Annotated in this window: 21 protein-coding genes; 11 read left to right on the forward strand and 10 right to left on the reverse strand. The window is 76.2% G+C overall.

Annotated elements, in window-relative coordinates; all coding sequences use genetic code 11:
* The first annotated feature begins 62 nt into the window (after positions 1 to 62).
* Positions 63 to 986 (forward strand): metal ABC transporter substrate-binding protein, encoded by a 924-nt coding sequence (locus tag Cpa01nite_RS08640; RefSeq protein WP_203668360.1) that lies wholly within the window; start codon positions 63 to 65, stop codon positions 984 to 986.
* A 138-nt stretch (positions 987 to 1,124) separates the two neighbouring features.
* On the forward strand, positions 1,125 to 4,376 hold the full coding sequence (locus Cpa01nite_RS08645) for a S8 family serine peptidase (RefSeq protein ID WP_203668361.1): 3,252 nt from the start codon (positions 1,125 to 1,127) through the stop codon (positions 4,374 to 4,376).
* A 19-nt stretch (positions 4,377 to 4,395) separates the two neighbouring features.
* On the opposite strand, the gene Cpa01nite_RS08650 is transcribed toward Cpa01nite_RS08645, so the two are convergent.
* Positions 4,396 to 4,665 (reverse strand): DUF7218 family protein, encoded by a 270-nt coding sequence (locus Cpa01nite_RS08650; protein WP_203668362.1) that lies wholly within the window; start codon positions 4,663 to 4,665, stop codon positions 4,396 to 4,398.
* 187 nt (positions 4,666 to 4,852) lie between these two features.
* Between Cpa01nite_RS08650 and Cpa01nite_RS08655 the strand changes: the two genes are divergently transcribed.
* Entirely contained in the window at positions 4,853 to 5,491 is a 639-nt protein-coding gene (locus Cpa01nite_RS08655; RefSeq protein WP_203668363.1) for an alpha/beta hydrolase family protein, read from the forward strand.
* 77 nt (positions 5,492 to 5,568) lie between these two features.
* On the opposite strand, the gene Cpa01nite_RS08660 is transcribed toward Cpa01nite_RS08655, so the two are convergent.
* Both Cpa01nite_RS08660 and Cpa01nite_RS18570 read right to left on the reverse strand, forming a co-directional pair.
* A complete protein-coding gene (locus Cpa01nite_RS08660) occupies positions 5,569 to 6,048 on the reverse strand; it encodes a heme-degrading domain-containing protein (RefSeq protein WP_203668364.1) in 480 nt (159 codons plus the stop codon).
* Positions 6,049 to 6,148: 100 nt separating this feature from the next.
* Entirely contained in the window at positions 6,149 to 7,861 is a 1,713-nt protein-coding gene (locus Cpa01nite_RS18570) for a bifunctional NAD(P)/FAD-dependent oxidoreductase/class I SAM-dependent methyltransferase (RefSeq protein ID WP_239068637.1), read from the reverse strand.
* A gap of 67 nt (positions 7,862 to 7,928) precedes the next feature.
* Between Cpa01nite_RS18570 and Cpa01nite_RS08675 the strand changes: the two genes are divergently transcribed.
* The gene (locus Cpa01nite_RS08675) at positions 7,929 to 8,516 is read left to right on the forward strand and encodes a helix-turn-helix domain-containing protein (protein ID WP_203668365.1); all 588 of its coding nucleotides are present in this window, start codon (positions 7,929 to 7,931) and stop codon (positions 8,514 to 8,516) included.
* 10 nt (positions 8,517 to 8,526) lie between these two features.
* Here the strand turns inward: Cpa01nite_RS08675 and Cpa01nite_RS08680 are convergent, their stop codons facing one another.
* Together Cpa01nite_RS08680 and Cpa01nite_RS08685 are read right to left on the reverse strand one after the other, a co-directional pair.
* Positions 8,527 to 9,699: an SLC13 family permease gene (locus Cpa01nite_RS08680; protein WP_203668366.1), complete on the reverse strand. Its 1,173-nt coding sequence runs from the start codon at positions 9,697 to 9,699 to the stop codon at positions 8,527 to 8,529.
* A gap of 101 nt (positions 9,700 to 9,800) precedes the next feature.
* A complete protein-coding gene (locus tag Cpa01nite_RS08685; protein ID WP_203668367.1) occupies positions 9,801 to 11,033 on the reverse strand; it encodes an AGE family epimerase/isomerase in 1,233 nt (410 codons plus the stop codon).
* A gap of 307 nt (positions 11,034 to 11,340) precedes the next feature.
* On the opposite strand from Cpa01nite_RS08685, the gene Cpa01nite_RS08690 reads away from it, so the two are divergent.
* The 3 genes from Cpa01nite_RS08690 to Cpa01nite_RS08700 all read left to right on the forward strand — a co-directional run bounded on the left by Cpa01nite_RS08690 (position 11,341) and on the right by Cpa01nite_RS08700 (position 15,826).
* Positions 11,341 to 12,432 carry a LacI family DNA-binding transcriptional regulator gene (locus tag Cpa01nite_RS08690; protein ID WP_203668368.1) on the forward strand — a complete coding sequence of 364 codons (1,092 nt, stop codon included), beginning with the start codon at positions 11,341 to 11,343 and terminating at the stop codon, positions 12,430 to 12,432.
* Positions 12,433 to 12,506: 74 nt separating this feature from the next.
* Positions 12,507 to 13,316, forward strand: a complete 810-nt coding sequence (locus Cpa01nite_RS08695; RefSeq protein ID WP_203668369.1) for an HAD family hydrolase — start codon at positions 12,507 to 12,509, stop codon at positions 13,314 to 13,316.
* Positions 13,313 to 15,826 carry a glycoside hydrolase family 65 protein gene (locus Cpa01nite_RS08700; protein ID WP_203668370.1) on the forward strand — a complete coding sequence of 838 codons (2,514 nt, stop codon included), beginning with the start codon at positions 13,313 to 13,315 and terminating at the stop codon, positions 15,824 to 15,826. The genes Cpa01nite_RS08695 and Cpa01nite_RS08700 overlap by 4 nt, the downstream gene beginning before the upstream one ends.
* Positions 15,827 to 15,848: 22 nt before the next feature.
* Here the strand turns inward: Cpa01nite_RS08700 and Cpa01nite_RS08705 are convergent, their stop codons facing one another.
* The 3 genes from Cpa01nite_RS08705 to Cpa01nite_RS08715 form a co-directional block, all read right to left on the reverse strand.
* Positions 15,849 to 16,340, reverse strand: a complete 492-nt coding sequence (locus tag Cpa01nite_RS08705) for a hypothetical protein (protein WP_203668371.1) — start codon at positions 16,338 to 16,340, stop codon at positions 15,849 to 15,851.
* Between the two features lie 35 nt (positions 16,341 to 16,375).
* Positions 16,376 to 16,753: a hypothetical protein gene (locus Cpa01nite_RS08710; RefSeq protein ID WP_203668372.1), complete on the reverse strand. Its 378-nt coding sequence runs from the start codon at positions 16,751 to 16,753 to the stop codon at positions 16,376 to 16,378.
* 117 nt (positions 16,754 to 16,870) lie between these two features.
* Positions 16,871 to 17,239, reverse strand: a complete 369-nt coding sequence (locus Cpa01nite_RS08715; RefSeq protein WP_239068638.1) for a hypothetical protein — start codon at positions 17,237 to 17,239, stop codon at positions 16,871 to 16,873.
* Between the two features lie 351 nt (positions 17,240 to 17,590).
* On the opposite strand from Cpa01nite_RS08715, the gene adhE reads away from it, so the two are divergent.
* The 4 genes from adhE (at position 17,591) to Cpa01nite_RS08735 (ending at position 22,593) form a co-directional block, all read left to right on the forward strand.
* Complete coding sequence (gene adhE / locus Cpa01nite_RS08720) at positions 17,591 to 20,302, forward strand: bifunctional acetaldehyde-CoA/alcohol dehydrogenase (RefSeq protein ID WP_239068639.1); 2,712 nt, start codon at positions 17,591 to 17,593, stop codon at positions 20,300 to 20,302.
* Between the two features lie 158 nt (positions 20,303 to 20,460).
* Positions 20,461 to 21,009: a hypothetical protein gene (locus Cpa01nite_RS08725; protein ID WP_203668374.1), complete on the forward strand. Its 549-nt coding sequence runs from the start codon at positions 20,461 to 20,463 to the stop codon at positions 21,007 to 21,009.
* A gap of 71 nt (positions 21,010 to 21,080) precedes the next feature.
* Positions 21,081 to 21,206 (forward strand): molybdopterin oxidoreductase, encoded by a 126-nt coding sequence (locus Cpa01nite_RS08730; RefSeq protein WP_203668375.1) that lies wholly within the window; start codon positions 21,081 to 21,083, stop codon positions 21,204 to 21,206.
* A gap of 100 nt (positions 21,207 to 21,306) precedes the next feature.
* On the forward strand, positions 21,307 to 22,593 hold the full coding sequence (locus Cpa01nite_RS08735; RefSeq protein ID WP_203668376.1) for an aminotransferase class I/II-fold pyridoxal phosphate-dependent enzyme: 1,287 nt from the start codon (positions 21,307 to 21,309) through the stop codon (positions 22,591 to 22,593).
* Between the two features lie 20 nt (positions 22,594 to 22,613).
* Here the strand turns inward: Cpa01nite_RS08735 and Cpa01nite_RS08740 are convergent, their stop codons facing one another.
* Together Cpa01nite_RS08740 and Cpa01nite_RS08745 are read right to left on the reverse strand one after the other, a co-directional pair.
* On the reverse strand, positions 22,614 to 23,939 hold the full coding sequence (locus tag Cpa01nite_RS08740; RefSeq protein ID WP_239068640.1) for a multidrug effflux MFS transporter: 1,326 nt from the start codon (positions 23,937 to 23,939) through the stop codon (positions 22,614 to 22,616).
* A 106-nt stretch (positions 23,940 to 24,045) separates the two neighbouring features.
* Positions 24,046 to 24,507, reverse strand: coding sequence for a VOC family protein (locus Cpa01nite_RS08745; protein WP_203668378.1), 462 nt, complete (start codon positions 24,505 to 24,507; stop codon positions 24,046 to 24,048).
* Positions 24,508 to 24,512 lie beyond the last annotated feature (5 nt).

Consider the following 24,512-nt stretch of genomic DNA (forward strand, 5'->3'; position numbering starts at 1 on the left):
GCCCGGACACGCCGCGCGTGCCGGGCAGGACGCTCCACTCGCGCCCACCCGGAAGGACCGCTGTGCCCCGCACGACCCGCACGACCCGCACCCTGACCTCCGCGCTCGCTCTCGGGCTGGCCGGCGCCGCGCTCACGGCCTGCTCCCCCGCCGGCGACGACGCGGACGCCCCGCACGACGTCGTCGCCGCGTTCTACCCGCTGCAGTTCGTCGCCGAGCGCGTCGGCGGCGAGCACGTCGCCGTCACCTCGCTGACCCCGCCGGGTGGCGAGTCGCACGACCTGGAGCTGTCGCCGGCCTCGGTCGCGCGCGTCGGCGACGCCGACGTCGTGGTGTACCTGTCGGGCTTCCAGGCCGCGACCGACGAGGCCGTCGCCTCCACCTCGCCCGCCCACGTCGTCGACACCGCGGAGGCCGCCGCGCTCGAGGTCGCGCCCGACGGCGTCGAGCCCGGCACCGGCGACAGCCTGGACCCGCACTTCTGGCTCGACCCGACCCGGCTCGCCGACGTCGCGCACCAGGTCGCCGACACGCTCGCCGAGGTCGACCCCGAGCACGCCGGCGACTTCGCCGCGGGGGCGGACGCGCTGGTCGCCGACCTGGACGCGCTCGACGCGGAGCTCGAGGCCGGGCTCGCCGCCTGCCGGGGCGCGACGCTCGTCGCCTCGCACGAGGCGTTCGGCTACCTGGCCCAGCGGTACGGGCTGCACCAGGTCGGCCTCAGCGGGATCGACCCCGAGGTCGAGCCCTCGCCCGCGCGCCTGCGCGACGTCGCCGCGACCGTCGAGGCCGAGGGCGTGCGCACGCTGTTCTTCGAGACGCTGACCAGCCCCAAGGTGACGCAGACCCTCGCCGACGACCTGGGCGTGGCGACCGCGGTGCTCGACCCGCTGGAGGGTCTGGCGGAGGACGACGAGCGGGACTACCTGGACGTCATGCGGGACAACCTCGCGGCGCTGACCGACGGGCTGACCTGCTCGGCCTGAGCCCCACCGGCCTCCTGCCGCGGATCACCCGCTCGCCGGCGCGCGGGTGATCCGCGGCCGCGGCGTTCACGCGGCGCGGGGCGCGGCCGATCGGAACCCCGGCTCGCACCGCGGTGGTGCGCCACCGAGGAGGCCGCAGTGCGACAGATCGTCCGGACCGTCACCGCGATCGGCGTGAGCGCCGGTGTCGTGCTCGGCGCGGCTCCCGTCGCCACGGCGCACCCGTCGGCGCCCTCCGTCGTCCCGGCGGTCGCCGCCGGCGGCGCGGCCACGACCGCGACCCCGCCGCCCGCCGACCCCGCGGCGCCCGCCGACCCCGCGGCGCCCGCCGACCCCGCGGAGCTCACCGCCGCCGAGGACGCACCCGACCGGTCCGTCCTGCCCGAGGCCCCGCCCGCCACCACCGCCGACCCCGCCGAGGAGACCGGCCTGCCGGCCGCCTCGCCGGACCAGGTGCTCGTGCAGTTCGCCCCCGGGGTGGACCCGGCCGAGCAGGCCGCGGCGCTCGCGACCGAGGGCGTCGCCGCCGAGGACGACGTCGCCGCCACCGGGTTCGTCGAGGTGCCCGTCGGCGACGCCGACCCGGCCGACGTGGTCGAGGCGCTCGACGCCGACCCCCGCGTCGCCGCGGTGCAGCTCGACGTCGTCCGGACCGCCCAGGCCCGACCTGCCGACGAGCTGGCGGCGCTCGCACGTCCGTACCTCGACCTGCTGCGCCTGCCGCGCGCCTGGGACGTCACCTCGGGGGCCGGCCAGGTCATCGCCGTCCTCGACACCGGGGTCGACCTCGACCACCCCGACCTCGCGGGCCGCCTCGTGCCCGGGTACGACGCCGTGAACGAGGACGCCGACCCGAGCGACGACCAGTGGCACGGCACCGCCGTGGCGGGGGTCGCCGCCGCGATCGGCGGCAACGGACGGGGCGCCGCCGGCGCCGCGCACGGCGCGTCGATCATGCCGGTCAAGGTGCTCGACCACCGGGGCAGCGGCTACGACTCCGACGTCGCCGAGGGCATCCGGTGGGCCGTCGAGCACGGCGCCGACGTCATCAACCTCTCCCTCGGCGGGCCGGGCGCCTCACCCGTCCTGCGCGCGGCGATCGCGGACGCGGTCGCCGCCGGGGTCGTCGTCCTGGCCGCCGCCGGCAACTCGGGCACCCAGGTCCCGGAGTTCCCCGCGGCCTACGCACCCGAGATCGACGGCCTCCTCTCGGTCGGTGCCACCGACGACGCCGGCGTGCTCACGCCGTTCTCGACGTGGGGCGACAGCACCACGGTCGCCGCCCCGGGCAAGGGCCTGGTCGCGCCGTCCAACGGCGGCGGCTACCTGACCGCGAGCGGCACCTCGTTCAGCACGCCGCTGGTCAGCGGCGTCGCAGCGCTCCTCACGTCGCGGGGCCGGACCCCCGCGCAGGTCGAGCAGGCGGTGGTCACGACGGCGCGCGACGCCGGTCCGCGCGGCCGGGACCCCTTCTACGGCGCGGGCGCGGTCGACGCGGCCGCCGCGCTCGGCCTGGGCACCGCGACGCCGCTCGAGCAGGGGCCCGGCGACGGCGCCGTGGACGACTCCACGCCCGCACGGGCGCGCGCCCTCCCGCTCGCCCGCACGGTCACCGGTGCGCTGTCGCCGGAGGGCGACGAGGACTGGTACGCCGTCGAGGTGACGACCGCCGGCTGGTACACCGCGACCGTCACCCCGACCGGCAGCGCGCAGGCGACGCGCCCCCGGACCACCGCCCTGTCGGCGTCCGGCGAGGTGCTGGCGCGCGGCGAGGCCGCCGCCGCGGGCAGCCCGCTCGCGCTCGCGGTCCCGGTCCCGGCGGCGGGCACGATCCGGCTGGGCGTCGCGAACGTCGACGGCTCCCGGGGCGACCGGTACACCGTGACGCTCACGAGGTCCGCGGGCGCGCAGCCCCTGGCCGGCACCGGCGAGCACGTGTGGGTGCTCGGCACCTCCCTCGTCTCCCACCAGGCGGGGGTCGCGGTCCGGCCCGCGCTCACCGTGACCCTCGGCCGGACGCCGGCGGACGGCGCGGCGTCGGCGGCGACCGTGCGGCTCGTCGACGGCAGCTCGGGCGCGGACGTCCCCGCGACGCTGGCCGTCGACCGGGGGGTCGGCACGCTCACGCTCACCCCGACGACCGACCTGGTCGCCGGCCGGCACTACCAGCTCTGGGTCGGGGGCCTCACCGACACCGCCGGCGCGGTGCAGCCGACCCCCTCGCGGACGTGGTTCACCGTCGCCGCCGGCGGCGACCGGTTCACGCCCGTCGAGCCGCGGCGCGTCCTGGACACGCGCACGGGTACCGGCGTGCGGGCGGGCGTCGTTCGGCCCGGCAGCCCCGTGCGGCTGGTGGTCGGCGGCGTCGCGGTCCCCGCGGACGCGACCGCGGTCGTGCTCAACGTGACCGCCGTCAGCCCGACCGCCAAGGGCAGCCTCCGCGTGTACCCGACGCCCGCCGCGGGTGCGGCCGCCCCGACCGCCTCTCTCCTGAACGTCGTGGCCGGCGAGGACCAGCCCAACCTCGCGACCGTCGCGCTCGGCGCCTCGGGCGACCTGACGTTCGCCACGTTCAGCACCACGTCGCACGTCGCCGCGGACGTCGTCGGCTACTACCGGGCGGGTGGGGCCACCGCGTTCGTCCCGACGGACCCGGCGCGGGTGCTGGACACCCGGGCCGGGACGGGCGGCGTGCCGCGGGCCCGCGTGGCCGCGGGTCGGTGGGTGGACCTCCGGGTGACCGGGAAGAACGGGGTCCCCGCCGACGCCTCGGCCGTGGTGCTCAACGTGACCGGCGTCGGCGCGGCGGCGCGGACGAACATCCGCGTCTACCCGACCCCCGCCGCGTCGGAGCCGCACGTCCCGTCGACCGTGCGCAGCATCAACCTCCTGCCCGGGCACAACGAGGCCGCGATGGCCGTCGTGCCGGTCGGCGACGGCGGGCGCGTCCGGTTCTTCTCGCACACCGCGGCGACCGACGTCGTCGCCGAGCTCGCGGGGTACTTCTCCGCGACCGGCACCGACGGGTTCGTGCCCGTGACGCCGGCGCGGGTGGCGGACACGCGCACCGGCCTCGGGATCACCGGGGCCCTCACGCCGGGGCGGGTCGCGACGTTCCCGGTCCGCGGTCGGGCCGGCGTCCCGGACGCGGCCACCGCGGTCGTCCTCAACCCGACCGCCGTCTCGCCGGCCGGGCGTTCCAACATCCGGCTGTTCCCGGCGAACGCCGGTGACGTCGTGCCGGGGGTGTCCGCGATGAACGTGGTGGCCCGCCGCGACCAGGCGAACGTCGCGGTCGTCCGGCTCGGCGCGGGCGGCGCCCTGTCGACCCGGTCGGACTCGGCGCAGACGGCGATGGTCGTCGACCTGTTCGGGTACTTCCGCCGCTGACCCCCGCGGGGCGCTCCGCTCAGTGCGAGCGGAGCGCCTCGACGAGGTCGGCCTTGTTCATCGACGACCGGCCCTCGATGCCGATCTCGGCGGCCCGCTTGCGCAGGTCGTCCACGGTCCAGTCCTCGTACGAGCCGGACTCGCCGCCCTTCTTCCCGACGGACGACCGCCCGCGCGCCGCAGCCGCGTTGGCGATGCGCGCGGACTTCTCCTTGCTGTTGCCCTCGTCGCGGAGCTCCTCGTAGAGCTCCTTGTCCTTCACGCTCGGACCCGGGTCACGGCGCGGCATGGCGGCCTCCTCGCATCGACTCCTCGGACGCTCCCGACGATGCCGCGCGCGGCTCCGCGCCGCATCCCGAGCCGCGCGGTGCCGTGCCCCGAGCGGATCCACCCGGACGGACGCGCCGGGGCGTGCCGTCAGCAGGTCGTCGCCGAGCGCCACCGGCGAGCTCGGCACCCCGCGTAGCGTGGCGGGCGTGAGCAGCCTCGACATCGCCACCCCGCAGGGGCCCGCCCGCGCGCACCTGCACCTGCCCGCCGGCGTCGCGCCGGGCGCCGACGGCCGCACCCGCGTCCCGGGCGCGCTCGTGCTCGGCCACGGGGCCGGCGGCGGCGTCGGCGCGCCGGACCTCCTCGCCGTGACCGCGGCGGCCACCGGGCTCGGGCTGGCGGTCGCGCTGGTCGAGCAGCCGTACCGCGTCGCCGGCAAGCGGGTCGGCCCCCGCGGCCCCGCGCTCGACGAGGCGTGGACCGCCGTCGTCGCGCACCTGCGCACGCACGCCCTGGACGCGCCGCTGGTCACCGGCGGCCGGTCGGCCGGCGCCCGCACCGCCTGCCGGACGGCGCTCGCCACCGGCGCCGTCGGCGTGCTGTGCCTCGCGTTCCCCACGCAGCCTCCGGGCCGGCCGGACGCGCCGAGCCGGCTGCCCGAGCTCGAGGCCGCGGGCGTCCCGGTGCTGGTCGTCCAGGGCCGCACGGACCCCTACGGCACCCCGGCGGCGGCGCCGACCCGCACGGTCGTCCCGGTGCCGGGCGACCACTCCCTGAAGAAGGACACCGGGTCGGTCGCCGCCGCGGTGACGACCTGGCTGCCCACGGTCCTCCCGCTCCCCTGACGCCGAGATCGGCAACCCCGGCCCGGGCCGGCACCTCGGGCTGCCGGCCTCGGCACCGGCGTGCCGACGTCGGCGGGTCAGCCGTCCAGGAAGGTGCGGACCGCCTCCGTCACCAGCGCGTGGTCGTCCGCCTGCGGGAGGCCCGAGACGGTCACCACGCCGACGACGCCCACGCCCTCGACGTGCACCGGGAACGCACCGCCGTGCGCGGCGTACTCCTGCAGCGGCAGCTCGTGCACCGCGCCGAACGTGGTGCCCTTCGCTCGCGCCCGCAGGCCCTGCAGGTAGGAGGAGGTCCCGAACCGCTCGACGACCCGGACCTTCCGGTCGATCCACGAGTCGTTGTCGGCGACCGTGCCCGGCCGGGCCGCGTGGAAGAGCTGCTGCCGGCCCCGCCGGACGTCGACCGTCACCGGCAGGCCACGCTCGGTGGCCAGCCGGACCAGCAGCGTGCCGAGCTCCCACGCGTCGTCGTTGGTGAAGGTCGCGAAGCGCAGCTCGCGCTCCTGCCGCTCGACGTCGGCGATCAGGGCCCGGACCTCGGTGTCGTCGCTCATGAGCGCGATCCTGCCACCCCGGCGCCGCCTCCGGTGCGCGACGGGAGCGCGCGGCGAGGGGCGCCGCGCGCGACGCCCCTCGCCGGAGTCGTGGCCCCCGTCAGCCCCGGCGGACCGCCCGCACCACCGTGTCCCGGATCGTGATCTCCCGGCCGTCCGGGTCGGTCGCGGTCCGCGGCCGGGCCTCGGCGACGGGCACGTCCCATCCGCCGGGCTCCAGCGCCGCCACGACGTCCGCGGGCTCGAAGAACAGCTCCGGCAGGTCCGGCCGCCCGATCGTGGTGGCGAGGTCGCTCGCGTGGTGCGCGACGACCAGCAGCGTCCCGCCCGGGGCCACCGCCCGCGCCATCCGCGCGAACGCCACGGCGCGGACCTCCGGCGGCAGGTGCAGGAAGTGGCTGGTGACCAGGTCGTACACGCCGTCGCCCGCGTCCCGCTCCGCGATGTCGACGCGCTCGGTCCGCACCCGGGCGGCGACGTCCGGCCCGGCCGCCGCGGCCGCCGCCTCGACCCGGTCCAGCGCGGTCTGCGCCAGGTCGACCGCGGTGACGGACCAGCCGCGGCCCGCGAGCCACAGGGCGTCGCCGCCCTCGCCGCACGCCACGTCCAGCGCGCGCCCCGGCGCCAGGCCCGCCACCTCGTCGACCAGCTGCGGGTTCGGCCGCCCGCTCCACACCTGCGGCGCGGAGCGGTACCGGTCCTCCCAGAACTCCCGGTCGTGCCGCACCTCGAACGGGTCGCCGCGGTGGCCGTGCCCGTGCGCGTCACCGCCGGACCCGTCGCCGCCGGGCTCGTCGCCGCCGTGCCCGCCCTGGCCCGCCCGGTACCGCGCCACCGCGGCGTCGGCGTCCTCGGCCGCGAGCTCGGCCACCAGCGCCGCCCCCGCCGTGAGCCCGGCCGCCGCGGCGACCTGCACCTGCGCCCGCAGGTCGGTGACGTTCCCCGCGACCCGCACGCCCGGCACGCCCGTCGCCCCGTCCGGCGCGGCGCCGACCCGGGTCCCGATGACGCGGTCACCCATCGTCACCGGCTCGGTCGGCAGCCCCAGCCCCTCGAGCCCGTCGAGCCGGGCCCGCAGCCGGGTGGCGACCACCACGGCGTCGCGGTGCAGCACCGTGCCGGAGGTCAGCCGGACGCCGGTGAGGGCGTCGTCCTCGACCTCGAGCCCGGCGACCGGCCAGTCGACGACCTGCACCCCGAGCGCGGCGAGCCGCTCCCAGTCGGCGTCGGTCAGCCCGTCGGCGCCCGACGCGGGCTCCGCACCCGCACCCGCGCCCAGGAACAGCGTCACGTCGGCCGTCCACCCCCGCCACAGCTGCGCCTGGTGCACCGCCACCGGCCCCGACCCGAGGACGGCGACCGCGCGGTCCCGCACCTCGTACCCGTGGCAGAACGGGCAGTGCAGCACGTCGCGGCCCCAGCGCTCCGCGAGACCGGGCACGTCCGGCAGCTCGTCCACCAGGCCGGTCGCGACCAGCACCCGCCGCGACCGGACGACCCGCCCGCCCGCGAGCGCCGCGCGGAACCCGTCGCCGTCGCGCCGGACGTCGACCACCCGGTCCTCGACCACCTCGGCGCCGTAACCCTCGACCTCGGCCCGGCCGCGCGCGAGCAGCTCGGCCGGCGACAGCCCGTCCAGGCCGAGGTAGGCGTGCAGGTGCGCCGCGGGCGCGTTCCGCGGCGCGCCGTCGTGCACCACCAGCACCCGCTTGCGCGCCCGGGCCAGGGTGAGCGCGCCGCTCAGCCCCGCCGCCCCGCCGCCGACCACCAGCACGTCGTACCGCTCGTCCATCACGTCCTCCTCGTGGGTCACGACGTCCACGGTCGTGCCACGCGCCCCGGGTTGACAACTTCCGTTGCCGGAACGGCAAACTGGCGGCATGTCCGACTCCCTGGAGCCCGTCCTCGACGCCGTCGGCCCCCGGCTGCGCGACCTCCGCCAGCGCCGCGGCGCCACGCTCGCGGACCTGTCGCGCAGCACGGGCATCTCGGTCAGCACGCTGTCGCGCCTCGAGTCCGGGCAGCGGCGCCCGACGCTGGAGCTGCTGCTCCCCCTGGCCCGCGCGCACCAGGTCCCGCTCGACGAGCTCGTCGGCGCCCCCGGGACCGGCGACCCGCGGGTGCACCTGTCGCCGGTCGTGCGGCACGGCATCACGTACCTGCCGCTCAGCCGCAAGCAGGGCGGGATGCAGGCGTACAAGCTGATCTTCCCGCCGGGGCAGCACCCGGGGCCGCCGGACCCGCGGACGCACGAGGGCTACGAGTGGATGTACGTGCTGTCCGGGCGGATGCGCCTCGTGCTCGGCGAGCACGACCTCGTGGTCGAGCCCGGCGAGGCGGTCGAGTTCGACACCCGGATCCCGCACTGGTTCACCAACCCCGGGCCGGGCCCCGCGGAGGTGCTGTCCCTCTGGGGCCCGCAGGGCGAGCGGATGCACGTCCTGGCCCGCTCGACCCGCAGGTCCTGAGGCGCCGGGGTCAGGCCACCACCGCGAGCGCCAGCACCGACGCCACCACGCACAGCGGCGCCAGCCACAGCCCCTGGACCACGAACGCCCGCACCGGGACGTGCACCAGCGCCTGCCGGCACCGCCGCCACCACAGCACGGTCGCGAGCGAGGCCCACGGGGTCAGCAGCGGGCCCACCCCGGTGCCGATCAGCACGGCGGCGAGCCGGCGCACGTCCTCGCCGGCGACCGGCTCCAGCAGCAGGTAGGCGGGCAGGTTGTTCACGCCGTTCGCCACGGCCGCCGACAGCCCCGCGACGCCGAGCAGCGCGCCGAGGTCCCCGCCCGCCGGCGCCGCGGCGAGCACCGCGTCGCCCAGGCCGCGCACCTGCAGGGTCTCGACGACGACGAACAGCGCGCCGACGACCACGACCATCCGCCACGGCACCAGGTCCCCGACCCGCCCGGGCACCGGCCGCCGCCGGACGGCGAAGGCGACGAGCAGCGCCGCGCACGCCGCGAGCGCCACGGCCCACACCGGCAGGCCCGCGACGAACCCGACGGCCATCACGGCGACGACCACCCCGGTCGCGACGAGGAGCCCGCGGTCCGGCGGCACGTACCGCTCCGGCGGCTCGAACCGCCCGCGCAGGTCCGCGCGCCCGCGCACCGCGAGCACCGCCACCGTCACGACCACCGCCGCGAGCGCCGGCGCCCACATCACCCCGAGGTACCCGACCCCCTGCTCGGCGAACCGGTGGTCGGCCAGCAGGTTCGTCAGGTTCGACACCGGCAGCAGCAGCGACGCGGTGTTGGCCAGCGCGACGACCGTCAGCACGAGCAGCAGCGGGGACGTCCGGGTCCGCCGGGCGAGCGTGATCGCGAGCGGCGTCAGCAGCACCGCCGTCGTGTCGAGCGACAGCAGCACCGTCGACGCCACCGCGATCGCGACCAGCAGCAGCCAGAGCAGCCAGCGGCGCCCGCGCGCGGCCCGCGCCGCGGCGTCGGTGGCGACGTCGAACAGCCCCGCCGCCCCGCACAGCTCGGCGACGACGGTCAGCGCCGCCACGAACAGCAGCACCGGCCCGACCCGCTCCGCGAGCGCCCACGCGTCGGCACGTGGCAGGGCGCCCGAGAGCACCGCGGCGACCGCCGGCACCAGCGCGACGACCCACCACGGGACCGACCGCCGGCGCCTGGGCACGGCGGAACTCTAGGGTCCGCCCGGCACCCCCGCGCGGCGGCGTCCGCGCGGCGGGCCGACCGACGCCGGCCCCGCGCCCGGCCCGGGCGCCCGCACCCGCGTCAGTCCAGCAGCCCCTGCGCCAGCGCCGGCGCGATCACCGGCGCGAGCGGCAGCCGCGGGACCAGGGTCGCCTGCACCGCGTGGTACAGGTCGGCCTTGCCCTCCCACACCGTCCGCGACACCCGGTTGTCGGTGCCGAGCTCGTGCCACCAGGACCCGCCGTCCCGGTCGAGCAGGAACTCCTCGGCGTAGTCCCACCAGGCCGCGTACCAGTCGTCGAACCGCTGCTCGCCCGTGGCGGCGTGCAGGGCCGCCGCGGCGGCGATGCCCTCGGCGGCGACCCAGTGCATGCGCTCGCGGACCACCGGCTCCCCCGCCCAGTCGACCGTGTAGACGAACCCCGGCGCCCCGTCGACGGCCCAGCCCTCGCGGACCGACGCGTCGAACAGCGCGGTGGCGTCCTCGACCATCCACACGGGGGCGACGTCGCCGGCAGCGGTCAGCGAGGCGCGGGCGTGCAGCGTCAGGCGCGCCCACTCGAGCCAGTGGCCGACCGTCGCGCCGTACGGCCGGAACGGGTGCGCCGGGGTGTCGGCGTTGTACTCGAGGTCCGCCTGCCACCGGGCGTCGAAGTGCTCGGGGATCCGCCAGTCGTTGTCGCGCGCGAAGCCGTGCACGACCCGGGTGAGGATGCGGACGGCCCGGTCGAGCCACACCCGCTCGCCGGTGACGCCGTGCGCCGCGAGGTACGCCTCCACGGTGTGCATGTTGGCGTTGACCCCGCGGTACCCGTCGAGCTCGGTGAACGTCCGGTCCCAGGACTCGACGGCCATCCCGGCCTCCTCGTCCCAGAACCGCCGCTCCGAGACCTCGAGCGCCTCCCGGAGCAGCGCCTCGGCGCCCGGGCGGCGCGCGGCGGCCGCGGAGGACGTGGCGAGAATCACGAACGCGTGCGGGTACGCCGCCTTGGCGTCGTCGCGGGGCGTGCCGTCGGCGTTCACCTCCGCGTACCAGCCGCCGTGCTCCGCGTCCCGGAACAGCCCGTCCAGCGCGGCCAGCCCGTGGTCGACCAGCGCGGCGGCGCCCGGCCGGCCCAGCAGGTGCCCCAGGGCGTACACGTGCGTCATCCGGCAGGTGATCCACAGCTCGGCGGGGCCCGGCAGCGGCCGGCCCACGTCGTCCAGGCGCAGGAACCCGCCGGACGGCGTCGCGGACGCCTTCCCGAAGGCGAGCAGGCGGTCGGTCTCGGTCTCGAGCCAGCGGGCGTGCGCGGGCGTCGTCAGCCACGTCATGGGTGTCACCCTAGTCACACCCGCGGCCGTGCCACCCGCGCCGCCGGGGCCGCTCGCGTCGCACGTCCCGCGGCCCCTCCGCCGCGTCCGCGCAGCGCACGCCGCCGCCGGCCGACCACCTGGTCGCGATGTGCACGAACGTGCAGGCAGCGACCCCCGCGCCCGGTTCGTCCGGGTCGTCCTGGACCTTTGACACCGCCCCCTCGCCGCGGGCAGGATCGTCGCGGATTTGACCGGTCAAAGTGGCTCCGTCGGTCCGCACGACCTCCCTCCACCCACCCCGCACGGACGCCACGAGGACCGCCCCATGCCCACCGCCGACGACACGCGCGCGTCGACCCCGCGCGCCCCGCGGGTCACGATCCGCGCCGTCGCCGAGCACGCGGGCGTGTCGCGGCAGACGGTCTCCAACGCGGTGAACGCCCCGGACCGGCTGTCGCCCACGACGCTGGACCGGGTGCGCCGGTCGGTCGCCGCCCTCGGCTACCGCCCCGACCGCGCCGCCCGCGCGCTCACCTCGCGCCGCTCCGGCCTGATCGGCATCCGCGTCGGCGCCACCGCGCACCGCACGGCGGCGCACCCCGACCGGCTGCTGCACGAGCTGGTCGCCGCGGCCCGCCCGCACGGGTACCGGTTCCTCGCCTTCGACGCCCCGTACGGGGACGACGCCGCCGAGATCGCCGCGTACGCCGAGCTGCTCGCGGCCGGCGACGTGGACGCCGTCGTCGTGGCGGACACCCACCCGGGCGACGCGCGGCCGGGCTGGCTCGCGGCGCGCGGGGCGGCGTTCGTCGCGCACGGCCGGCCCTGGGGCGACCCGGACGCCACCCACCCGTGGGTGGACGTCGACGGGGCGCTCGGCGTCCGCCTGGCGGTCGAGCACCTGGCCGAGCGGGGGCACCGTCGCATCGGCTTCGTCGGCTGGCCCGCCGACGGCGCCGGCGGGGACGCGCGCCGCGCCGCGTGGCGCGAGGCCGCCGGCGCGCTCGCCGGGCCGGACGCCACCGCCGCCGCGGACGACCCGGCCGCCGCCGCGCGCGCCGTCGCCCCGCTGCTGGCGGGCGCCGGCGCGGCGCCGACCTCGCTCGTGTGCGCGTCCGACGCGCTCGCCCTCGGGGCGCTGGCCGCGGTCGCCGACGCGGGCGCCGTCCCGGGCCGGGACGTCGCGGTCACCGGGTTCGACGACTCCGACCTGGCGTCCCTGCCGCGCCCCGGGCTGACGAGCCTGCGGCAACCGATCAGACTGGTGGCGCAGACCCTCGTCGAGCAGGTGCTGGACCGGCTCGGCGTCGACCTCGGGAGGGCGCCGGCACCGGCCGGTCCGGTGCCGCCCGAGCTCGTCGTCCGGGCCTCCAGCGCCGCGCCGGCACCGGCCGCCGTCCGGGCCCTGTCCGCCTGACCCGCAGCACCGGCACCACCCGCACCGCCCCGCACCGCCCACCGCCCGCACCACGCCCCCGGGAGAGCTCCACCGTGGCTACCGCACCCGACCGCCCCACCGCGGTCCTCGACGGCCTCGACGCCGTCCTGTTCGACCTGGACGGGGTCCTCACCCCCACCGCCGTCGTGCACATGCACGCCTGGGCGCGGCTGTTCGCGCCCCTGCTCGACGCGCGCGCCGCGGCCCCGTACACGGACGCCGACTACTTCGCGCACATCGACGGCAAGCCGCGCTACGAGGGCGTGCGGTCCCTCCTGGCGTCGCGCGGCATCGAGCTGCCCTGGGGCGACCCGACGGACTCCCCCGACACCGAGACGGTCTGCGGCCTCGGCAACCGGAAGAACGCCGTGTTCACCCAGGTGCTCGAGACCGAGGGCGTCACGCCGTACCCGGGGTCGGTGCGCCTCGTCGACGCGCTGCTTGCGCAGGGCCGGAAGGTCGCCGTGGTGTCGAGCAGCCGGAACGCCGTGCCCGTGCTGGCCGCCGCCGGCCTGACGGACCGGTTCGGCCTCGTCGTCGACGGCCTCGTCGCCGCCGCCACGGGCCTGGCGGGCAAGCCCGACCCGGCCACCTACCTGTACGCCGCCGAGCAGCTCGGCGTGCCGCGCGAACGCGCCGTCGTGGTCGAGGACGCCGAGTCGGGCGTCGCCGCCGGCCGCGCCGGGGCGTTCGGGCTCGTGGTCGGCGTGGACCGCGGCGCCGGCGTCGAGGCGCTCACCGCGCACGGGGCCGACCTGGTGGTCGACGACCTCGCCGCGCTCCTCACCCCGTCCGACCCCGCCGGCACGTCCGGCGCCCCCGAGCACCCGCAGCCCCACGAGCACGAGAGCACGCAGCCGTGAACCCCACCTCCCTGTTCACCCCCGACCCCCTCGACCGCAACCGGTTCCCGAAGGACGAGTGGCGGCTGCGCGAGACGCGCCACGACGCGTCCGACCTGGGCCGGACCGAGACCCTGTTCGCCGTCGGCAACGGGTACCTCGGCATGCGCGGCAACGTCGAGGAGGGGCGCGACAGCCACAGCCACGGCACCTTCATCAACGGCTTCCACGAGACCTGGCCGATCCGGCACGCCGAGGAGGCGTACGGCTTCGCCCGCGTCGGCCAGACGATCGTCAACGTCCCGGACGCCAAGATCATGCGGCTGTACGTGGACGACGAGCCGCTGCTGCTGACCGTCGCCGACCTGCACTCCTACGAGCGCAGCCTCGACTTCCGCGACGGCGTACTCTCCCGCGACCTCGTGTGGCAGACCCCGTCCGGCAAGCGCGTGCAGGTGCGCACCCGGCGGATGGTGTCGTTCGCCGAGCGGCACCTGGCCGTCATGACGTACGAGCTCACCATGCTCGACGCCGACGCCCCGGTGGTGCTGAGCAGCCAGATCCTCAACCGCCAGGACGGCCAGGACGAGTACCACGTCCGCGCCGCCGCGATGGGCGAGGGGTTCGACCCCCGGAAGTCCGAGACGCTGACCGCGCGGGTCCTGGAGCCGCGCTCGCACTGGGGCTCCGACGGGCGGTACGTCATGTCCTACCGGGCCGCCGCGTCCGGGATGACCCTCAGCGTCGCGGCCGACCACGCGATCGAGACGGACAACGCCTACGAGGAGCTGTCGCTCGTCGAGGAGGACCTGGCCAAGCACGTCTACCGGGTCGACGCCAAGCGCGGCCAGACCGTCCGGATCACCAAGGTCGTCACCTACCACTCGTCCCGCGGCGTGCCCGCGCGCGAGCTCGCCGACCGGTGCCGCCGGACGCTGGACCGCGTGCAGGCGACCGGGGTCGAGCAGCAGTTCGCCGACCAGCGCGCCTGGCTCGACGACTTCTGGGCGCGCAGCGACGTCGAGGTGCCCGGGCAGCCCGACCTGCAGCAGGCCATCCGGTGGAACCTGTTCCAGCTCGCGCAGGCGACCGCCCGCGCCGAGGGCAACGGCATCGCCGCGAAGGGCCTCACCGGCTCGGGGTACAGCGGGCACTACTTCTGGGACACCGAGATCTACGTCCTGCCGTTCCTCACGTACACGTCGCCCCGGATCGCCCGGAACGCGCTGCGGTTCCGGTACACGATGCTGGACGCCGCCCGCCGCCGGGCCGCCGAGCTCAACCAGAACGGCGCGCTGTTCCCGTGGCGCACGATCAACGGCGAGGAGGCGTCCGCGTACTACGCGGCCGGCACCGCGCAGTACCACATCGACGCCGACATCGCGCACGCCGTGCGGCAGTACGTGGCCGCGACCGGCGACGACGACTTCCTCGCCCGCGAGGCCGTCGACATCCTGGTCGAGACCGCGCGCATGTGGGCCGACCTCGGCTTCTGGCGCGGGACGAACGGCGACGCGTCGTTCCACATCCACGGCGTCACCGGCCCGGACGAGTACACGACCGTCGTGAACGACAACCTGTTCACGAACGTCATGGCCCGCGCGAACCTGCGCGGCGCCGTCGAGGCCGTCGACCGCCTGGCGCACGAGCACCCCGCCGAGCACGCCGCGCTGGTGGCCCGGCTGCACCTGACCCAGGACGAGCTGGACGAGTGGGCGCACGCCGCCGAGCGGATGCACATCCCGTACGACGAGCGCCTGGGCATCCACCCGCAGGACGCGAACTTCCTCGAGAAGGAGCTGTGGGACCTGGCCAACACGGACCCGGCCAAGCGCCCCCTGCTGCTCTACTACCACCCGCTGGTGATCTACCGGTTCCAGGTGCTCAAGCAGGCCGACGTCGTGCTGGCGCTGTTCCTGCAGGGCGACCAGTTCACCGCCGAGGAGAAGCTGGCCGACTTCGACTACTACGACCCGCTGACCACCGGCGACTCGACGCTGTCCGGCGTCGTGCAGTCGATCGTGGCCTCCGAGGTCGGGTACCAGGAGCTCGCGCTGCGCTACTTCACCTCGGCGCTGTACGTGGACCTGGCCGACCTGCACCACAACACCGCCGACGGCGTGCACGTCGCGTCGGCCGGTGGCGTGTGGAGCGCGCTGGCGTGCGGGTTCGGCGGCATGCGGGACCACGAGGGCGTCGTGTCCCTCGACCCGCGGCTCCCCGAGGTCTGGGACGGGCTCACGTTCCGGCTCACGCTGCGCGGCACCCGGGTCCGGGTGGACGTCCGGCACACCGAGCTGCGGCTCACGGTGGAGGAGGGCGACGCCGCCGACCTGGTGGTGCGCGGCGAGCCCGTGAAGGTCACGGCCGGCGACCCGGTCGTGCTGCCGCTGGCCCCCGCGCCGCGGCTGATCGGCACGCCGACCGTCCGGGACATCGAGGGCACCCGCCGCGCCGACGGCACCCTGATGACGGCCAGCGTGCCGGACCACCCCACGGTGCTCACGCCGCCGCCCGTCACGCACGACTGAGGGCCGTCCGGGCGGTGGCGGGTCATCCCGTCAGCGCCTGGCGGAGCTGCCGGAGCACCTCCGCGTCCTCCGGCTCGTAGCGGAAGCCGGTCGCCCGGGGGGCCGGCGCCCGGCGCGGCAGCGCGGGCGCCGGCCTCGCGTCGTCCCCGGGCTCGTCCGCCGTGCGCCCGGACGGGCCCCGCGGCTCCCCGTCGGCCAGCGCCGTGCGGACGAGCCGGCGGACCAGGGCGAGGTTGAGGTCCGGCCCGGCCGAGACGACCAGCGTCCCGTGCCCGCCGAGCCGGTGGGCGAGCAGGGTCCGCGCCGGGGACTCCACCAGCAGGCTGCTGCTGTCGCCGGCGAGGTCCCCGCCGTCCCGGGCCACCGCCGCCGCGAGCGCGGTGGCGAGCGCCGCGATCCGCGGCTCCGGCGCGGGCACGCCGGGGGCGGCGGCGCCGTCCGGGGCGAGCCAGGCCGCCGCGGCCCCCGCGGGCAGCGCGCGGACCAGCGTGTCGAGCACCTGCGGGACGTCCACCGTCGCGCCTCCAGTCTCCTCGCCGCGCCCGTCGGTCAGCGCTCGATGTCGATGCCGGCCTGCGTCAGGTCCCGCAGGCGGCGCCGGGCGAGCGCCAGGTTGCCGCGCTCCCGGTCGAGCACCAGGTACGAGAACAGCCCGGCGTACCGCGGGTCGTCGCTCAGGGTCACGAGGTGCAGCTCGTCGGTCTGGGAGATGAGGATGTCGTCGATCGCCTGGCCGCCGCCGAGCTGCTCGATCGAGCGCATCTGCGCCCGCACCACCTCGGTCGCGACGGCCGCGGCCAGCTCGATGTCGAACGGCTTCACCACCGTCGACATGATCGTCATGCCGCTCGTCCAGTCGACGCCCGCGAGCGCGATCGCGCCGTCCAGCGCCATCACCTGGGCCGTGGCTTCCTCCATGCTGACCATGCGTCACTCCTCGTCCGTGCGGGTGGAACACCAGCGACGCTGCCACCGGCGCGCGGCACCCCAATCCCACGGCGCCGCCCCCCGAAACGCGATTGCGGGGGGCGGGCCGCCGGGCGGCTAGACCTCGACCGTCCCGCCGAGCGAGCGCAGCGTGCGCCGCGCGAGCGCGAGGTTGCCCCGGCTGCGGTCCAGCGCCAGGTAGCCGAACACGCCCTGCAGGCGGGGGTGGTCGCAGACCAGCGTGAGGTGCAGCTCGTCGTGCAGCGTGACGAGGATGTCCTCGACGGCGCCGCCGCGGCCCATCTGCTCGACCGCGCGGAGCTTCGCCCTCACGAACTCCGTGGCGACGGCGGCGGCGAGCTCGATGTCGTACGGCACGGAGGTGGCCGACGCGAGCATGAGCCCGTTCGTGTGGTCGACGAACGCGAACGCCAGCGCGCCGTCGAGCTTCATCAGGTCCTGGGCGACGTCCTGCAGGGTGGGCACGGGGGCCTCCTCGGCAGCGGCGGGCCGTGACCGGCCGCGGGTCGGTGGTCGCGCACGGCGGGGGCCGGCACGGTGCGGGTCGGCACCCGCGCGATGATGCGCACGCTAGCGGCATTCGTGGACCGTGTCAGCAGCGCTCTGACCAGGGCGACAAATGCCTCGATTATCGCCGAACCGGGCCATTCCGGCTTTTTCTGGGTCATTCCCGGAGCGGTGGGCGGCCGCCGGGGACGGGACCGAGGTCCCCGGGACTCCGGTCCCAGACTTTGTGAAAGTTTTCTCGATAGCGTCGTGGACGTGAGGTCGACGGAGCCCTCCGCACCCCAACCCACCACCCTCGGGAGAGTCCCCGTGACCACCACGACGACGAGCACCGGAACCGCCGCGGCCATCGACCAGCTGGTCGCCGGCGCGACCAAGGCGCTGGCCGAGTACGCCCGCTTCACCCAGGAGGACGTGGACCGCCTGGTCAAGAAGGCCGCGGTCGCGGCGCTCGACCAGCACGGGCAGCTCGCCGAGCTGGCCGTCGAGGAGACGGGCCGCGGCGTCTTCGAGGACAAGGCCGTCAAGAACATCTTCGCCTGCGAGCACGTCACCAACTCGATGGCGGCGCTCAAGACCGTCGGCGTGATCGCCCGCGACGAGATCAACGGCATCACCGAGATCGCGGAGCCGGTCGGCGTCATCTGCGCGATGACCCCGGTGACCAACCCGACCTCGACCGCGATCTTCAAGGCGCTCATCGCGCTCAAGACCCGCAACCCGATCATCTTCGCGTTCCACCCGAACGCCCAGCGGTCGTCGGTCGCCGCGGCCCGGGTCGTGCGCGACGCGGCCGTCGCCGCCGGCGCCCCGGAGCACTGCATCCAGTGGGTGGAGACCCCCTCGATGGAGGCCACCGGCCTGCTGATGAACCACCCCGGCGTCTCCACCATCCTGGCGACCGGCGGCAACGCGATGGTCCGTGCGGCCTACTCCTGCGGCAAGCCGGCCCTCGGCGTCGGCGCGGGCAACGTCCCGGCGTACATCGAGAAGACCGCCAAGCTCAAGCGGGCCGTCAACGACGTGGTGCTGTCCAAGTCGTTCGACAACGGCATGATCTGCGCCTCCGAGCAGGCCGTCATCCTCGACGACGAGATCTACGACGCGGCGCTCGCCGAGTTCGCCGTGCTGCACGCCTACCGCGCCAGCAAGAAGGAGAAGGCGCTCCTCGAGAAGTTCATCTTCGGCGTCGAGGCCAGGGGCAAGAACTGCGGCGAGGCCAAGCTGAACCCCACCGTCGTCGGCAAGTCCCCGCAGTGGATCGCCGAGCAGGCCGGCTTCTCCGTCCCCGCCGACACCTCGATCATCCTGGCCGAGGTCGGCTCGGTCGGCCCCAACGAGCCGCTGACCCGCGAGAAGCTCTGCCCGGTCCTCGCCGTGCTGCGCGCCGGGTCGACCGAGCAGGGCATCCAGCTCGCCGAGCAGATGGTCGAGTTCGACGGCCTCGGCCACTCGGCCGCGATCCACACGCAGGACGACGCGCTCACCGAGGAGTACGGCAACCGGGTCAAGGCGATCCGCGTCATCGCGAACGCCCCCTCGTCGCTCGGCGGCATCGGCGACATCTACAACGCCTTCATCCCGTCGCTGACCCTGGGCTGCGGCTCCTACGGCCACAACTCGGTGTCCAACAACGTCTCGGCGATCAACCTCGTCAACATCAAGCGCGTGGGCCGGAGGAACAACAACTTGCAGTGGTTCAAGGTCCCGGCCAAGACGTACTTCGAGCCGAACGCGATCCGCTACCTGTCCGACATGCCGGAGGTCGAGCGCGTCACGATCGTCACGGACGCCACCATGACCACGCTCGGCTTCGTCGACAAGGTCCTCGACGTCCTGCACCGCCGCGGCAACAACGTGTCCGTGCAGATCATCGACCAGGTCGAGCCGGAGCCCAGCGTCAAGACCGTCCAGGCGGGCGCGGCGCAGATGCGGCACTTCCGCCCCGACACGATCATCGCGCTCGGCGGCGGGTCGCCGATGGACGCCGCCAAGGTCATGTGGCTGCTCTACGAGCACCCCGAGATCGTGTTCTCGGACCTCAAGCAGAAGTTCTTCGACGTCCGCAAGCGCGCGTTCAAGTTCCCGGTGCTCGGCGAGCTGGCCAAGCTGGTCTGCATCCCGACGACCTCGGGCACGGGCGCCGAGGTCACGCCGTTCGCGGTCATCTCCGACCCCGACGCCGGCAAGAAGTACCCGCTGGCGGACTACGCGCTGACCCCGACGGTCGCGATCATCGACCCGGTGCTCACCGCGAAGATGCCGCGCTCGCTGGCCGCCGACTCCGGCTTCGACGCCCTGACCCACGCCACCGAGGCGTTCGTCGCGGTGTACGCCAACGACTTCACCGACGGCATGGCGCTGCAGGCGATCCGCCTGATCTTCGACAACCTGGCGCAGTCCGTGAACGGCGACCCGGCCGACCCGGCCACCAAGGACGCCCGGGAGAAGATGCACAACGCCGGCACCATCGCCGGCATGGCGTTCGGCAACGCGTTCCTCGGGATCGTGCACGCGATGGCGCACGTCATCGGCTCGACGTTCCACCTGGTGCACGGCCGGACGAACGCCACGCTGCTGCCGCACGTCATCCGGTACAACGGCCAGATCCCGACCAAGCTCACCAGCTGGCCGAAGTACGAGCACTACGTCGCCCCGGAGCGGTTCCAGCAGATCGCCCGGATGCTGGGCCTGCCGGCGGAGACCCCGGAGCAGGGCGTCGAGTCCTACGCCCTGGCCATCGAGGCGCTGCGCGCGAAGGTCGGCATCCCGTCGTCCTTCCAGGCGCAGGGCGTCGACGAGCAGGACTTCCTGTCCCGGCTCGACGAGGTCGCCATGGGCGCCTACGAGGACCAGTGCGCCCCGGCGAACCCCCGGATGCCGATGCGCGCCGACATGAAGGACATCATGACCGCGGCCTACTACGGCACCTCCGTGGCGGAGGTGCGGGGCCGCCGCGAGCAGCAGGGCGCCGTGGACGCGCCCGCCGGGGCGGGGGCCCCGGCCGAGGCCGACGCCTGAGCGTCCGTCCGGCCTGACACCAGGCCCGCTGCTCGCCCGAGCGCCCCGCCCGCGACCCCCTCGCGGGCGGGGCGCTCCCGTGCGCCTGCGCCAGGGCGTCCAGGGTCCTCCGAGGTCCGACTGGCACACTGGACCGTCCACCGACGAGGAGGCCCCCGATGACCACCCGCCGCACCGCCCGCCCCACCGACGGGTCCGCCGCCCGACGCGGCCGGCTCGCCCGCACCGCGCTGGCCCTGCCGCTGCTGCTCGGCGCCGGCGCCGCGCTCGCCGCGTGCTCCCAGGTCGAGGAGGTCGCCTCCCAGGCGCAGTCCGTCGCCGACTCCGCGAGCGAGGCCGCGGGCAACCTGCAGGACCTCGCCGACTCCGCCCGCGAGCGCGTGGAGTCCGCCCGGGCCACCGTCGACGACGTGACCGCCCGGCTGCAGGACCTCGACGGGACCGCCCGCGAGGCGACCCAGGGCGCGCTCGACCAGGCCGAGACCGCCATGGGCGACGCCACCGCCGCGCTCGACGAGGCCCAGGCGGACGGCAGCGCCGCGGCGCAGGAGCAGCTCGACTCGGCGCAGTCGGCCCTCGACTCCGCCCGGGGCGCGCTCGACTCGGCGTCCTCGCAGGTGGACGCGACGACCGCGGACGCGCTCGACCGGCTGGCGCAGCAGGTGGAGGACCTGTCGCAGCAGGTGCGGCAGGCCGGGCAGGGCTGACCCCGCGAAGTCACCCGCACGGATCCGCCGCGAGGACTTGAGCCGGCGCCCGTGGTGCCGATCACACAGGCATGACCACGCACCACCACCCGCGCACCCGGACCCGGCAGCTCGTGCCGTGGTGGGTCGCGTGCGCGTGGGGGTCGCTGGTGCTGCTCGTCGTCGCGGGCCTCCTGGCGGCCGCCGGCGTGCTCTGACGCCCCCGCGCACGTCACCGCGGCCCGGTCCGCGGGCGCGCCCGGCGCGAGCGCGGTCGACGGGACTACCCTCCTCGGGTCCCCGACCGACAGGACCGCGATGACCGCCACGCCCTCCCCCGCCCGTCCCGCCACGCCCGGCCGGTGGCGCGACGTCGCCCGGTCCGCCGGGCTGCTCGGCGCCGACGGCGTGCCGCGGCCGACGATCTTCGCCGAGATGTCCGCGCTCGCCGCGGGCACGGGGGCGATCAACCTCGGCCAGGGGTTCCCGGACGTCGACGGCCCCGAGTCGGTCAAGCGGGTCGCCGCGGAGGCGATCGCCGCGGGCGCCAACCAGTACCCGCCGGGCCCCGGGATCCCCGAGCTGCGCGTCGCGATCGCCGAGCACCAGCAGCGGCACTACGGGCTCGCGCCCGACCCGGACACCGAGGTGCTCGTCACGACCGGGGCGACGGAGGCGCTCGCCGCAACGCTGCTCGCGCTGACCGAGCCCGGCGACGAGGTCCTCACGCTCGAGCCGTTCTACGACTCGTACGCGGCCGTGATCGGCCTGGCCGGGGCGCGGCACACCACGGCGCCGCTCGCCGCCACGCCGGACGGGTTCCGGCTGGACGCCGACGCGCTGCGCGCCGCCGTCACCGACCGCACCCGGGTCGTCCTGCTCAACACCCCGCACAACCCGACCGGCGCGGTGCTCACCCGCGAGGAGCTGGCGGTGGTCCTCGAGGTCGCCGAGCGGCACGACTGCGTCGTCGTCACCGACGAGGTCTACGAGCACCTGACCTACGACGGCGTCGCGCACGTGCCGTTCGCGACGCTGCCCGGTGCGGCGGGGCGCACGCTCACCATCTCGTCGGCGGGCAAGACGTTCTCGTTCACCGGGTGGAAGATCGGCTGGGTCACCGGCCCGGCGCCGCTGGTCGACGCGGTCCGCGCGGTGAAGCAGTTCCTCACCTACGTGTCGGGGGCGCCGTTCCAGCCGGCGATCGCCCACGCCCTCGCCCTGGAGACCACGGACGGCCCGGACGCCGGCTACGTCGCCCGGCTTGCCGCCTCGCTCGCCCACCGCCGGGACCTGCTGAGCGCGGGGCTCACCGCCGCGGGGTTCGACGTCGTGCGGCCGCAGGGCACGTACTTCGTGGTCGCCGACGCGGCGCGGCTGCTGGCCGGGCCCCTCGCGCGGCACGGCCTGCACGACGCCGCCGACCTGTGCCGGGCGCTGCCGGAGCTGGCCGGCGTCGTCGGCGTGCCCGTCGGCGCGTTCACGCACGACGGCTCCGCGGCCGACCGCGCGCTGCGCACCGCCGTGCGCTTCACCTACGTGAAGCAGGAGGCCGTGCTCCGCGCGGCCTCCGAGCGGCTGGCCCGGCTCGGCGAGAGCCGCTGAGCCGACCGGCCCCGCGCGGCTCAGCGGGCCTCGGCGGCCGCCTCGCTGACGGTCGCCCCGCCGAGCCCGCCCTCGGTCCACCCGCCGCGGCGGTACGCCGGGGTGGCGAGGGCGAGGACCAGCAGCGCGCCGCCCGCGCCCGCGAGCATGACGGTCGCCATCGCCCAGGCGGACTCGCCGAGCACGCCGACCAGCGGCGCGACGACACCCGAGACGCCGGCCTGCAGCGCGCCGATGAACGCCGCCGCGGTGCCGGCGCGCTCGCCGTGCCGCGACAGGGCGATCGCGGACGCGTTCGGCGGCGTGAAGTTGACCAGCGACATGGTGAGGAACAGGACCACCAGCAGCGCCGGCAGCCCGCCCGCGCCGGTCAGGGCGAGCACCAGCAGCGCCAGGACCAGGACGAACGAGATCGGCAGCGCGACCCGGATGATCTGGATCGGCGCGTACCGGCGGACCAGCGCGGCGTTCACCTGCGCGCCGCCGACCAGGCCGATGCCGTTGATCGCGAACACCAGCGCGAACTGGCCGGACGTGAGGCCGAACCCCTCGCGCAGCACGAACGGCGAGCCGACGACGTAGCTCATCAGCACCGCGAGCCCGAGGCCGGGCAGCAGGGCCAGCGCGACGAAGTGCCGGTCCCTGATCAGCACCCGGTACCCGCTCCACACGCCGCGCGCCGAGGCGAGCCGCCGCTCGCGCGGCAGCGTCTCGGGCAGCCGGAGCAGCACGACGACCCAGAGCGCCGCGCCGTACAGCGCCAGCGCGACGAACACCGCGCGCCAGCCCCACTGCCCCGCGATGAGCCCGCCGACGCTCGGCGCGAACAGCGGGGCCACGCCGATGACGAGCATGAGCCGGGACAGCAGCCGGGAGGCGTCGGGCCCGACGAACCGGTCCCGGATCACCGCCATCGCCACGACGGACGCCGACGCGTTGAAGAAGCCCTGCACCATGCGCAGGCCGATGAGCGGGATGATCGCCGGGGCGATCGCACACAGCAGCGAGGTGACGACGTGCAGCGCGACGCCGATCAGCACGGGCAGCCGGCGCCCGAACCGGTCGGACAGCGGGCCGATCACGAGCTGCCCGGCGGCGCCGCCGACGAGCATCATCGTCATCGTCAGCTGGGCCGCGGCCGCGCTGGTGTCCAGGTCGCGCGCCACGTCGGGCAGCGACGGCAGGTAGATGTCGGTGGTGATCGCGGGGAGCGCGGTCATGACGCCGAGCAGCAGGACGTACTTCGCGCTCGGCCGGAGCGCGGCGGCCGGGGCCGGGGTGCCCGCCGGCGCCGCCGCGGTCGTCGAGGGTCGGGCAGGGGTGGGGACGGGTTCTCCGGTGCTCATCTCGTGCCCCATGGTCCCACGCGCGCGGACCCGGTGCGAATCGATTCGACCCGCGCCGCGACCGGGCGCGGGCCCGGCTTCGGGCCCGCCCGCGCGAAGGGCCGGGTCAGGTGGCCGGGCCCAGCTCCTGGAACACCGTCAGCTGCAACCCGGCCGGCCCCTCCAGCCGCGCGTTCAGCGAGCGCCACGGCGTCTCGGTCGGCGGCGCGACGAGCTCCGCGCCGCCGGAGCCCACGAGCCGCTCCGTCGTCGCGGCGGCGTCGGCGACCTCGAACGCCACCCGCACGTGCCGGGCGACCGGGCGGCCGACCTCCACGTCGTCGATCAGCCGCTTCTGCGCCGGGTTCGCGAGCTCGAGGGTCGCCCGGCCGGCGTCGAGGATCGCGACGTGCGCACCGTCGCCGCCCTCGTACGCCTCGAGCTGCTCCAGCCCGAGCACGTCACGGTAGAACGCCAGCGCGGCGTCGTAGTCCTCGGCCTCGACGACGAGCCGGAGCTGGCGGACGGGACGCGCGGCGTCGGCGGCCTCGGGGCGGTCGGCGGGCGCGGGGCGGTCGGCGTCGGTCATGCGCC

It is taken from the genome of Cellulomonas pakistanensis, from assembly GCF_016862755.1.
Taxonomy (GTDB): Bacteria; Actinomycetota; Actinomycetes; order Actinomycetales; family Cellulomonadaceae; genus Cellulomonas; species Cellulomonas pakistanensis.